Consider the following 12,512-nt stretch of genomic DNA (forward strand, 5'->3'; position numbering starts at 1 on the left):
GAGAGAAGGACACCTGTGATCGACGTCAATACCTTCGACGAGCTGCGCATCGGCCTGGCGACCGCCGACGACATCCGCGGCTGGTCCCACGGCGAGGTCAAGAAGCCGGAGACCATCAACTACCGCACCCTCAAGCCCGAGATGGACGGCCTCTTCTGCGAGCGCATCTTCGGCCCCACCCGGGACTGGGAGTGCTACTGCGGCAAGTACAAGCGCGTGCGCTTCAAGGGCATCATCTGCGAGCGCTGCGGCGTGGAGGTCACCAAGTCCTCCGTGCGTCGTGAGCGCATGGGCCACGTGGAGCTCGCCGCTCCCGTCACCCACATCTGGTACTTCAAGGGCGTGCCGAGCCGTCTCGGCTACCTGCTGGACCTCGCGCCGAAGGATCTCGAGAAGATCATCTACTTCGCCGCGTACATGATCACCTCGGTGGACGAGCAGGCTCGCCACGAGGACATGCCTGATCTCCAGGCGCGTTTCGACCTGGAGACCAAGGAGCTCGCCAGCGAGCGGGACGCCGCGCTGAACCAGCGCGCCATCTCCGCCGAGAAGGACCTCGCCCAGCTCGAGGAGGAAGGTGCCAAGGCCGACGCGAAGCGCAAGGTCCGCGACTCCTCCGAGCGCGAGCAGGCACAGATCCGCAAGAAGTACGACGCCGAGATCGATCGCGTCACCCGTGTGTGGGACCGCTTCAAGACGCTCAAGGTCGCAGACCTCGAGGGCGATGAGCAGCTCTACCGCGCGATGAAGCTCCGCTACGGCACGTACTTCGAGGGCGGCATGGGCGCCGAGGCGCTGCAGCGTCGTCTGCTGGACTTCGATCTCGACGCCGAGGCGGTCACGCTGCGTGAGATCATCGCGACCGGCAAGGGCCAGAAGAAGGCCCGTGCCCTCAAGCGCCTCAAGGTCGTCTCGGCCTTCCGGTCCACCACGAACTCGCCCGCGGGCATGGTCCTGGACTGCGTCCCGGTCATCCCCCCGGATCTGCGTCCGATGGTGCAGCTGGACGGCGGCCGCTTCGCGACCTCCGACCTCAACGACCTGTACCGTCGCGTGATCAACCGCAACAACCGTCTCAAGCGGCTGCTCGATCTCGGTGCGCCCGAGATCATCGTGAACAACGAGAAGCGCATGCTGCAGGAGTCGGTCGACTCGCTGTTCGACAACGGCCGACGGGGCCGTCCGGTCACCGGACCGGGCAACCGCCCGCTGAAGTCGCTGTCCGACATGCTCAAGGGCAAGCAGGGTCGTTTCCGTCAGAACCTGCTCGGCAAGCGCGTGGACTACTCCGCCCGCTCCGTCATCGTCAACGGCCCGCAGCTGCGTCTGCACCAGTGCGGCCTGCCCAAGGGCATGGCGCTGGAGCTGTTCAAGCCCTTCGTGATGAAGCGCCTGGTCGAGCTCTCGCATGCGCAGAACGTCAAGGCCGCCAAGCGGATGGTCGAGCGTGCGCGCCCCGAGGTGTGGGACGTCCTCGAAGAGGTCATCACCGAGCACCCCGTGCTGCTGAACCGTGCGCCCACGCTGCACCGTCTGGGCATCCAGGCGTTCGAGCCGCAGCTCGTCGAGGGCAAGGCCATCCACCTGCACCCGCTCGTCTGCGCCGCGTTCAACGCGGACTTCGACGGCGACCAGATGGCTGTGCACCTGCCGCTCTCGGCCGAGGCGCAGGCCGAGGCACGCATCCTGATGCTGTCCAGCAACAACATCCTCAAGCCGTCCGACGGTCGCCCCGTGACCATGCCCGCACAGGACATGATCATCGGTCTGTACCACCTCACGACGGTGCGCGAGGATGTCGCCGGCAAGGGCCGCACCTTCGCCTCCGAGGCGGAAGCCATCATGGCCTTCGACCGCGGAGAGCTCGATCTCAACGCTCCGGTGAGCATCCGTTTCACGGACATCGTGCCGCCGAGCGACTGGGAGGCCCCGGAGGGCTGGACCGAGGGTGACCCGATCACCCTCAGCACCACCCTGGGCACCGTCTACTTCAACGAGACGCTGCCGCCCGACTTCCCGTACGTCCAGGGACAGGTCGGCAAGAAGCGCCTGGGCGGGATCGTCAACACGCTCGCGGAGCGTTACGACAAGGGCCAGGTCGCCGCGTCGCTGGACGCGCTGAAGTCCTATGGCTTCTCGTGGTCCACCCGCTCGGGTGCGTCCTTCGCGCTGTCCGACGTCGTGACCCCTCCGAACAAGCCGGAGATCATCGCGCGCTTCGAGGCCAGGGCCGCACAGGTCCAGGAGAACCGCGACCTCGGACTCATCTCCGAGCACGAGCGCAACATGGAGCAGATCGACATCTGGACCGAGGCGACCAACGAGGTCGACCTGGCCATGCGGGCGAACTTCGACTCGACGAACACCATCTACCGGATGGTGGACTCGGGCGCCCGAGGCAACTGGATGCAGGTCCGTCAGATCGCCGGTATGCGTGGTCTGGTGACCAACCCGAAGGGCGAGATCATCGCCCGTCCGATCCTCTCCAACTACAAGGAGGGGCTCTCGGTCCTGGAGTACTTCATCGCGTCGCACGGGTCCCGCAAGGGCCTCGCGGATACCGCGCTGAAGACCGCTCAGTCGGGCTACCTGACCCGTCGTCTGGTCGACGTCTCCCAGGACGTCATCGTCCGCGAGGAGAACTGCGGCACGACGAAGGGGCTCGTCCTTCCGGTCGCGGTCGAGGAGGGCGGCGTGCTGCGTCCCCACGAGCACGCGGAGTCCACGGTGTACGGGCGCGTCCTGGCCACCGCGGCGGTCGGCGCCGACGGCACCGAGGCGGCCCCGGCCGGTTCGGAGCTGGGCGATGTGCTCATCGAGCAGCTCGTCGAGGCCGGTGTGCGCGAGGTGAAGATCCGCTCCGTGCTGACCTGTGACTCTGCGGTCGGCACCTGTGTCCACTGCTACGGCCGTTCGCTCGCGACCGGCCAGCTCGTCGACATCGGTGAGGCCGTCGGCATCGTCGCGGCCCAGTCGATCGGTGAGCCCGGTACTCAGCTGACCATGCGTACCTTCCACTCCGGTGGTGTGGCGAGCGCGGACGGCGACATCACGCACGGGCTGCCCCGTATCCAGGAGCTCTTCGAGGCCCGTACCCCGGCCGGCTTCGCGCCGATCTCGGAGTTCGCCGGTCGCGTGGAGATCGAGGAGAACGACAAGCAGCGCCGCCTCACGGTCACCCCTGACGACGGCTCCGAGCCGGTCGTCTACACGGTGTCCAAGCGCGTGACCCTCCTGGTCTCGGCCGGCGAGCACATCGAGGTCGGCCAGCAGCTGACCCAGGGCTCGGTGGATCCGAAGCAGGTTCTGCGGATCCTCGGCCCCCGCAAGGTGCAGCAGCACCTGGTGGACGAGGTGCAGAAGGTGTACATCAGCCAGGGTGTGGACATCCACGCCAAGCACATCGAGGTCATCGTGCGGCAGATGCTGCGTCGCGTGACGATCATCGAGTCCGGCGACACCGACCTGCTGCCCGGCGACTTCGCCGAGCGCGTGTCCTTCGAGCGGGAGAACCGACGTGTCCTCTCCGAGGGCGGGCAGCCGGCCTCGGGTCGTCCCGAGCTCATGGGCATCACCAAGGCGTCCCTCGCGACCGATTCATGGCTGTCGGCGGCCTCCTTCCAGGAGACCACCCGCGTGCTCACCGAGGCCGCCCTGAACCGCAAGAGCGATCAGCTCATGGGGCTCAAGGAGAACGTCATCATCGGTAAGCTCATCCCGGCCGGTACGGGCCTGTCCCGTTTCCGTCGCATCGCGGTCGAGCCCACCGACGAGGCGAAGGCGCAGATGTACCAGGTGCCCGGCTACGACGAGCTGGACTTCTCCGGCTTCGGCCAGACCGGTGCGGTCAACCTGGACGACATCGACTACGCCGATCCGTTCCGAACGGACTTCCGCTGAGTCGCTGAGCGTCCCGTCGCCCGCGCTCTGAGCGTCGGCGCGGCATGCACGCCATGAGGGGCGGTCCCACGTCGGTGGGGCCGCCCCTCGTCGTGCTGTGCGGGGGAGGCCGGGCGAGAGCCGCGGGGAGGTCTGCCGTGCGGGCAGCTGGTCGCCGCGTCCTCGGGCTCTGTGTCGTGGCGTGCCATGGCCACCTCGGCCTCAGCCTCTGTGATCTGACTCCGTGATCCACGCCCGTGGTGGCCGCCACGATCGGGGCCTCGAGGGCCCGTCGGGGTGACCTGACCGACCCGGATGTTCACGGGAGGGTAAAGACCTCGCGGGTATGCCCCCAAGGTCTTGTCGTAGCCCTTCACCTCCTGGAGATCCCGCGAAAGGATGGCATCTGGCATTCCTGTGCGGTCTTCCCTGCTGCGCTCCGGTCCCGGACGCGCGCCCGCACCGGGACGCTGGGCCCCGTTTCCGGGGCACTCGTGCTCAGGGATGGATGGCCCTGCCGGTCGGCGGCAGAAGAATAGGTGGAACAGTGAAGAAGACCCCGTGGATCATCGCGGCTGCAGCAGTGTGCGTCGTCGGTGTAGGAGGCGGCGGCACGGCCTTCGCCATGTCCAACGAGGCGGCCCTGACGGTGTACGGCCAGCAGACGATGGTCCGTACCTTCTCGCAGCCCACCGTCGCAGAGCTGCTCGAGGCCCAGGGCGTCGAGCTCAAGGACACGGACCTGGTGGTCCCCGATCTCGGGGAGCAGGTCACCGACGGTCTCGACATCCAGATCATCCACCGCACCCCGGTGACGGTCACCGTCGACGGCGCTGACCAGGAGGTCCTCACCAGTGGTGACACGGTCGCCGACGCGCTGGAGGACATCGACTACAAGGCCGAGGGTGCCAGCGTGACGCCTGCTCTCGACACCGAGCTCAGCGCGGAGGCCGCGCAGGTCGACGTGGTCACCCGCAAGACCGTCACCTTCGTGGGACAGAAGGGGCAGGACACCTTCGAGGTGACCGCGCTGACCGTCGACGACGCGATGAAGAAGGTGCTCGGAGACATCGAGGACACCGACAAGGCGTCCGTCGACCGCGACTCGATCCTCGAGGACGGCGCGACCATCACCATCAAGCGTGTCCGCGAGGCCGAGCGCACCGAGACCGTCGAGGTCCCGTTCGAGACGAAGACCGTCGAGGACGACGAGCTGCTCGAGGGCACCACGAAGACCACCACCGAGGGCAAGAAGGGCACGACGGAGAGGGTCTTCGCGGAGAAGACCGTCGACGGCGAGGTCACCGAGTCCGAGCTGGTCTCGGAGAAGGTCGCCGAGAAGCCGGTCACCGAGGTCATCACCAAGGGGACCAAGCCTGCCCCGGAGCCTGAGCCGGCACCCGAGCCGGAGCCCGAGACGAAGGCGGAGTCGTCGTCCTCCTCGGAGTCCGAGCAGGCTCCTTCGCAGAAGACCAACGAGAAGCCCAGCGAGAAGAAGACCGAGAAGAAGAGCACGCAGAACGAGAGCAGCTCGCGCAGCTCCGAGCGCGAGTCCGCCCCGGAGGAGAAGCCTGCGCCCAGTGCGCCGTCGGTCTCCGGTGGCTCCGTGTGGGACCGTCTCGCCCAGTGCGAGTCCGGTGGCAACTGGTCCATCAACACGGGCAACGGGTTCTCCGGCGGTCTCCAGTTCACCAAGTCGACCTGGCTCGCCTTCGGCGGTGGCCAGTACGCTCCGGTGGCGCATCAGGCCAGCCGCGAGCAGCAGATCTCGATCGGCAAGAAGGTCCAGGCCGGGCAGGGCTGGGGCGCCTGGCCCTCCTGCACCTCGCAGCTCGGCATCCGCTGAGCGGAGCTCACCTCACCGGCGACGGCGCGTCCCACGGGGCGCTGACCTCCCGTCGCAGCAGTGCGCCGAGCGCGTCGCGGATGTCCGCGGCGCGCTCGCGTCGTGGTAAGAGGGCTCTGGCCAGGCGCGCGACGGCACTGGGGCGCCTGTGCGAGTGCCCGGCCAGTGCCCGGCGAGTGCCCCAGGAGGGTCGTGGGGGAGCTCCGCGACGTCCCGCACGTCACAGAGCGACATGTGATCTGCGTCGGAACGCGGGAGAAGCTTTGACCGGGTACCACAGCCGTCAGTAGACTGCGAGTGCGTCCGGAGTGCCCTCTGGTCGTGACTCGGGACAAGATCTGCAGAAGCCCTCCGGGGCGGGTGCGGACGGCGTCCCCCGCGAGGAGCGGATCCTTGCGGCGTGCCCGAATGTGGATCCGGTGGCCATGCCCGGCCCCGACCACGGGCACCGATCACGGTCCTCCTGGACGCCCGGCAGGTGCCATCACCTGACGGGCGGGTCGATCCGCCGACGTTCCCCGGGCTATGGGGACGGTGCATCGGGTCGCCGGCCGCGAGAGCGGTCGAAGAAGTTGATCCGTCGGAGCCAACAGCTCCGGTGGCTGAACAGGAAGAGAAGCTGTGCCCACTATTCAGCAGTTGGTGCGCAAGGGGCGGGACGCTCGGTCGTCCTCCTCCAAGACGCCCGCGCTCAAGGGTTCGCCCCAGCGCCGTGGTGTCTGCACGCGCGTCTACACCCAGACCCCCAAGAAGCCGAACTCCGCGCTGCGCAAGATCGCGCGTGTTCGCCTCTCCACCGGCGTCGAGGTCACCGCGTACATCCCCGGCGAGGGCCACAACCTCCAGGAGCACTCGATCGTGCTGGTCCGCGGCGGTCGTGTGAAGGACCTCCCCGGTGTGCGCTACAAGATCGTCCGAGGCGCACTCGACACCCAGTCCGTGAAGGGCCGCAAGCAGGCTCGTTCGCTCTATGGCGCCAAGAAGGAGAAGAAGTAATGCCTCGTAAGGGCCCCGCTCCCAAGCGCCCGCTGGCCGTCGACCCCGTCTTCGGCTCGCCGATCGTCACGCAGCTCATCAACAAGATCCTCCTCGACGGCAAGAAGACCGTCGCCGAAGGCATCGTCTACGGCGCGCTCGAGGGCGCCCGTGAGAAGAACAGCCAGGATCCGGTCGTCACCCTGAAGAAGGCACTGGACAACATCCGTCCGAGCCTCGAGGTCCGCTCCCGCCGAGTCGGCGGCGCGACCTACCAGGTCCCGATCGAGGTCAAGCCCGGCCGTGCCACCACCCTGGCACTGCGCTGGCTGGTCAGCTACTCGCGCGCCCGCCGCGAGAACACGATGACCGAGCGTCTGATGAACGAGATCCTCGACGCCTCCAACGGCCTCGGTGCCGCTGTGAAGCGCCGCGAGGACACCCACAAGATGGCCGAGTCCAACCGGGCCTTCGCGCACTACCGCTGGTGAGTTCCGGTGGGGCCTTCCCTTCTGGGCAGGCCCCACCGACCGCCCTCCGGCACCTCGACCAGCTCCCGTTCTCCAGAAAGGCACAAGCCAGTGGCACTTGCAGTGCTCAGCGATCTGAACAAGGTCCGCAATATCGGCATCATGGCTCACATCGATGCCGGCAAAACCACGACGACCGAGCGCATCCTCTTCTACACCGGCGTGAACTACAAGATGGGCGAGACCCATGATGGCGCCGGCACCATGGACTGGATGGAGCAGGAGAAGGAGCGCGGCATCACCATCACGTCCGCCGCGACGACCTGCTACTGGCACGACAGCCAGATCAACATCATCGACACCCCCGGCCACGTCGACTTCACCGTCGAGGTGGAGCGCTCGCTGCGCGTGCTCGATGGTGCTGTCGCGGTGTTCGACGGCAAGGAGGGCGTGGAGCCCCAGTCGGAGACCGTCTGGCGCCAGGCCGACAAGTACGACGTGCCCCGCATCTGCTTCGTCAACAAGATGGACAAGCTGGGCGCTGACTTCTTCTTCACCGTGAAGACCATCGAGGATCGTCTCGGCGCGAAGCCGCTGGTCATGCAGATCCCGATCGGTGCAGAGCACGAGTTCAACGGCATCATCGACCTCGTCGAGATGAAGGCCTTCGAATGGCCCGAGACCCTCGAAGAGGACATGCCGGCGATCAACTCGAAGAAGGGCGATCCGTCCCTGGGTCAGTGGCAGCGGGAGATCCCGATCCCCGCTGACCTCCAGGACACGGTCGACGAGTACCGCTCCAAGCTGGTCGAGGATGTCGCCGAGAGCTCCGAGGAGCTCATGGAGGCCTACCTCGAGGAGGGTGACCTCACCCTCGAGCAGCTCAAGAGCGGCATCCGTGCACTGACCGTCAACTCCGAGGCCTACCCGGTCTTCTGCGGCACCGCCTTCAAGAACAAGGGCGTCCAGCTCATGCTCGACGGTGTCGTCGACTACCTCCCCTCGCCCCTCGATGTGCCCCCGATGGTGGGTCACAAGCCGGGCGACGAGGAGACGGAGATCATCCGCAAGCCCGATTGGGACGAGCCCTTCTCGGCGCTCGCCTTCAAGGTCGCCGCGCACGCGTTCTTCGGGTCGCTGACCTACGTGCGCGTCTATTCCGGTCAGGTGAAGCAGGGCGATCAGATCCTGAACGTCACGACCGGCAAGAAGGAGCGCGTCGGCAAGCTGTTCCAGATGCACTCCAACAAGGAGAACCCGGTGGATGAGGCCTTCGCGGGCCACATCTACGCGTTCATCGGCCTCAAGGACACCACAACGGGCGATACGCTCGCTGATCCGGCGAACCCGGTTCAGCTGGAGTCCATGAGCTTCCCGGAGCCCGTCATCTCGGTGGCCATCGAGCCGAAGACCAAGAGCGACCAGGAGAAGCTGGGTGTCGCCATCCAGAAGCTCGCCAAGGAGGACCCGACCTTCCAGGTCGAGTTCGACGAGGAGACCGGTCAGACCGTCATCAAGGGCATGGGCGAGCTGCACCTCGACATCCTCGTGGACCGTATGCGTCGCGAGTTCAACGTCGAGGCCAACATCGGCAAGCCCCAGGTCGCCTACCGCGAGACGATCAAGCGGACTGTGGAGAAGTACGACTTCACCCACAAGAAGCAGACCGGTGGCTCCGGCCAGTTCGCGAAGATCCAGGTCACCTTCGGTCCGCTGACCGACGCCGAGGACGGCGTGTTCTACGAGTTCGAGAACAAGGTCACCGGCGGCCGTATCCCGCGCGAGTACATCCCGAGCGTGGACGCGGGCATCCAGACTGCTCTGCAGTCCGGCATCCTCGCCGGATACCCGGTGGTCAACGTCAAGGCCTCGCTGCTTGACGGCGCCTACCACGATGTCGACTCCTCGGAGATGGCGTTCAAGATCGCCGGCTCCATGGCGGCCAAGGAAGCCCTGCGCAAGGCGCAGCCGGTCATCCTCGAGCCGCTCATGGACGTCGAGGTCCGTACGCCGGAGGACTACATGGGAGATGTCATCGGCGATCTGAACTCGCGGCGCGGTCAGGTCCAGTCGATGGAGGACGCGAGCGGAGCGAAGATCGTCCGTGCTCTCGTCCCGCTGTCCGAGATGTTCGGGTACGTCGGCGACCTGCGGTCCAAGACCCAGGGTCGCGCGATGTACACGATGCAGTTCGACAGCTACGCGGAGGTCCCCTCCAGCATCGCTGAGGAGATCGTCGCCAAGACCCGGGGCGAGTGAGACACGGGGGAGCAGGTAGGATCCTTCTCCTGTTCCCCCACTTCTCCATCGGCCACCTTCCCACTCGGGAGGGGATCCGATCCCGATCCAAGAAGTACCACGATTAGAAGTCCTAGGAGGACACCATCATGGCCAAGGCCAAGTTCGAGCGGACCAAGCCGCACGTCAACATCGGCACCATCGGTCACGTCGACCATGGCAAGACGACGCTGAGCGCCGCGATCTCGAAGGTTCTGTACGACAAGTTCCCCGAGATCAACCAGAAGCGCGACTTCGACACGATCGATAACGCGCCCGAGGAGAAGCAGCGCGGCATCACGATCAACGTCTCGCACATCGAGTATGAGACCGACAAGCGCCACTACGCGCACGTCGATGCCCCCGGTCACGCCGACTACGTCAAGAACATGATCACCGGCGCGGCTCAGATGGACGGCGCGATCCTCGTGGTCGCCGCCACCGACGGCCCGATGGCTCAGACCCGCGAGCACGTCCTGCTCGCCAAGCAGGTCGGCGTTCCGTACCTGCTCGCAGCTCTCAACAAGTCCGACATGGTCGACGACGAGGAAATCCTCGAGCTCGTCGAGATGGAGGTCCGCGAGATGCTGGGCGCTCAGGGCTTCGACGAGGATGCACCCGTCATCCAGGTCTCCGCTCTCAAGGCCCTCGAGGGCGATGAGAAGTGGGTCAAGAAGATCGAAGAGCTCATGGAGGCTGTGGACGAGAAGATCCCGGACCCCGTCCGCGATCTCGACCAGCCCTTCCTCATGCCGATCGAGGACGTCTTCACGATCCAGGGTCGTGGCACCGTCGTCACCGGTAAGGTCGACCGCGGCAAGCTCGCGATCAACTCGGAGATCGAGATCCTCGGCATCCGTGCGCCCCAGAAGACGATCGTCACGGGCATCGAGATGTTCCACAAGCAGATGGACGAGGCGTGGGCCGGCGAGAACTGCGGCCTCCTCCTTCGTGGCACCAAGCGTGAGGACGTCGAGCGCGGCCAGGTCGTGGCCAAGCCCGGCACCATCACCCCGCACACGAACTTCGAGGGCCAGGTCTACATCCTGTCCAAGGACGAGGGTGGCCGTCACAACCCGTTCTACTCGAACTACCGTCCGCAGTTCTACTTCCGGACCACCGACGTCACCGGCGTCATCGAGCTGCCCGAGGGCACCGAGATGGTCATGCCCGGCGACAACACCGAGATGACGGTCGAGCTCATCCAGCCGATCGCCATGGAGGAGGGCCTCGGCTTCGCCATCCGTGAGGGTGGCCGCACCGTGGGCTCAGGCCGCGTCACCAAGATCATCAAGTGATCTGAGCGGGGGCGACCCCGCAGCGGTGAGGCGTTCGCTGAGCGGACGCTGAGCAGCCAGAAGGCCCCGACCCGGGTTCACCGGGTCGGGGCCTTCGTCTGTTCCCGGACGGAGAGCGCAGGTGCAGGACCTCGTGTTCCTGGGCCGAGAGGGCAGGTGCGGGACCGTCTGCTTCCGCTTTGTGAGGGCAGGGCCGGACTGACCCGGACAGCACGAGTCGATCGCGCTACGTCAGGACGAGCAGGACGGGCAGGACAGGTCGCACGCGCGCAAGTGGTGCAGCGCTGCAGAGCCCGGCGACACGAAAGGCCCCGTCCGCTCCATGAGCGGACGGGGCCTTGTCTGTCCAGCCGGTGCCGGTCTGGGTCTCTGCCGATGACATCCCCTGCTGGTGACAGAGTCTGTCGGTGTCAGCCTCTGCTGGTGTCAGTCGATGTCGATGTCAGACGTTGCAGCAGTCAGACATCTCTGATGCCAGCTGGGACGGCTGCCCGGTGGGGCAGTTCATCGGGACTCGCCCTCGGAGTTCTGATCATCTCCGGACTGCTCAGGCTGCTTCGGACGTTCCGGGTAGGAGTAGCCGAAGCCCGGACGATCATGATCCGCGGCCGACGGGGAACCCGATGGCTGTGATCCGTAAGCCTGCGATCCGTGGGCCTGCTCCGCAACAGGACGTTGCGGCTCTGCTGCGGCGGGCGATCCCTCGTAGAGAGCGGTTCCGGCGGGACGGCCGAAGGCGGGCCGTCCCGTGCGCGAGGACGCATCGCTCGCGGTGGGCTGCGGCGCGGAGTCGATCGGCTTGCCGTAGGTGGGGCGCGACGGTCGCTGCGAGTCCGGGCGCTCGGAAGACGGCGGAGAAGCGACGGGCGCCGATCCGTACTGCGGGACCGAGTTTCCTCCGTGAGTGGGCGGGGTCCCGTACGAGGAGTTCGGCTGCGAGGGGCCGGACTGCGAGAAACCGGGCTGCGAGGAACCGGGCTGCGAGGAACCGGGCTGCGACGGACCGGGATAGCCGCTGGGGGCCCCATGGCCCGGCAGCTGGGTGCTGGGGGAGTGCGGCGTGACAGCCGGTGCGGCACCGGTCTCGACGAGGAGACGACGAGCCTCGTCGGCGTGCTTGTGCTCGACCAGGAGCTCGTACTGCATCGGGATCGTCGAGGTCATTGAGGTGAAGTCCCGTTTGCCGCCCGACATCGCGTAGCCGATGACCGCCCAGACCGTGAAGAACACGATGCCCAGCAGCACACTCGTCAGCACGACCATGAAGTTGCTCGGGGCGATGAGCATCAGCAGCAGGCCCAGGAACAACCCCATCCAGAGTCCCGAGAGCGCGCCCTGCCCGATGACGCGGCCCCAGGACTTCCGTCCGGTGACCCGCTCCATGAGCTTGAGGTCCGTGCCGACGATCAACGTGCTCTGCACCGGGAAGTGGTTGTCCGCCAGGGTGTCGACGACAGCCTGCACCTCCTGGTACGTGCTGTAGACGCCGAGCGAACGCGGGTACTCCAGGTCGTACAGGCGCGCGGTCAGAGGCGAGGCGGGGTGACGTGGCTGGGTCATGGGGTCACCGTAATCCAGCAGGCACAGAATCGGCTGGGCACCTGCCGGACGAATCGTGGGAGTCGTCTGGCACGGACATGCTCCTCGGCGTCCACCACTCGTCATCGACTCGTGACCGATAGAGGCAGTCAAGTGTCCGATTTCGAGGGGCCCGCCACGTAAGGTGAATGTGCAGTCGTCCGATGGGACGACGTCAGTGTTGACACC

7 protein-coding genes are annotated in these 12,512 nt (G+C 66.4%); 6 read left to right on the plus strand and 1 reads right to left on the minus strand.

What is annotated here, in order from left to right:
• The first annotated feature begins 15 nt into the window (after nt 1–15).
• From ABD093_RS16455 to tuf, 6 genes are all read left to right on the plus strand, one after another.
• A complete protein-coding gene (locus ABD093_RS16455) occupies nt 16–3,900 on the plus strand; it encodes a DNA-directed RNA polymerase subunit beta' (RefSeq protein WP_193116782.1) in 3,885 nt (1,294 codons plus the stop codon).
• 526 nt (nt 3,901–4,426) lie between these two features.
• Nucleotides 4,427–5,725 (plus strand): resuscitation-promoting factor, encoded by a 1,299-nt coding sequence (locus tag ABD093_RS16460; protein WP_319021528.1) that lies wholly within the window; start codon nt 4,427–4,429, stop codon nt 5,723–5,725.
• 621 nt (nt 5,726–6,346) lie between these two features.
• Entirely contained in the window at nt 6,347–6,721 is a 375-nt protein-coding gene (gene rpsL / locus ABD093_RS16465; protein WP_193116783.1) for a 30S ribosomal protein S12, read from the plus strand.
• The gene (gene rpsG / locus ABD093_RS16470) at nt 6,721–7,191 is read left to right on the plus strand and encodes a 30S ribosomal protein S7 (RefSeq protein WP_193116784.1); all 471 of its coding nucleotides are present in this window, start codon (nt 6,721–6,723) and stop codon (nt 7,189–7,191) included. Before rpsL ends, rpsG begins: the two co-directional genes overlap by 1 nt.
• Nucleotides 7,192–7,281: 90 nt before the next feature.
• Nucleotides 7,282–9,429 carry an elongation factor G gene (gene fusA / locus ABD093_RS16475; protein WP_193116785.1) on the plus strand — a complete coding sequence of 716 codons (2,148 nt, stop codon included), beginning with the start codon at nt 7,282–7,284 and terminating at the stop codon, nt 9,427–9,429.
• 128 nt (nt 9,430–9,557) lie between these two features.
• Entirely contained in the window at nt 9,558–10,745 is a 1,188-nt protein-coding gene (tuf, locus tag ABD093_RS16480) for an elongation factor Tu (RefSeq protein WP_193116786.1), read from the plus strand.
• 504 nt (nt 10,746–11,249) lie between these two features.
• On the opposite strand, the gene ABD093_RS16485 is transcribed toward tuf, so the two are convergent.
• Nucleotides 11,250–12,305, minus strand: coding sequence for a YflT domain-containing protein (locus ABD093_RS16485; RefSeq protein ID WP_226849812.1), 1,056 nt, complete (start codon nt 12,303–12,305; stop codon nt 11,250–11,252).
• Nucleotides 12,306–12,512: the final 207 nt, after the last annotated feature.

It is taken from the genome of Brachybacterium tyrofermentans (assembly GCF_039526165.1).
GTDB lineage: Bacteria > Actinomycetota > Actinomycetes > Actinomycetales > Dermabacteraceae > Brachybacterium > Brachybacterium tyrofermentans.

What these genes read in the sequence shown, in the direction of transcription:
- rpsG (WP_193116784.1), top strand. Translation starts at nt 6,721, where the DNA reads ATGCCTCGTAAGGGCCCCGCTCCCAAGCGCCCGCTGGCCGTCGACCCC.
- tuf (WP_193116786.1), top strand. Translation starts at nt 9,558, where the DNA reads ATGGCCAAGGCCAAGTTCGAGCGGACCAAGCCGCACGTCAACATCGGC.
- ABD093_RS16485 (WP_226849812.1), bottom strand. Translation starts at nt 12,305, where the DNA reads ATGACCCAGCCACGTCACCCCGCCTCGCCTCTGACCGCGCGCCTGTAC.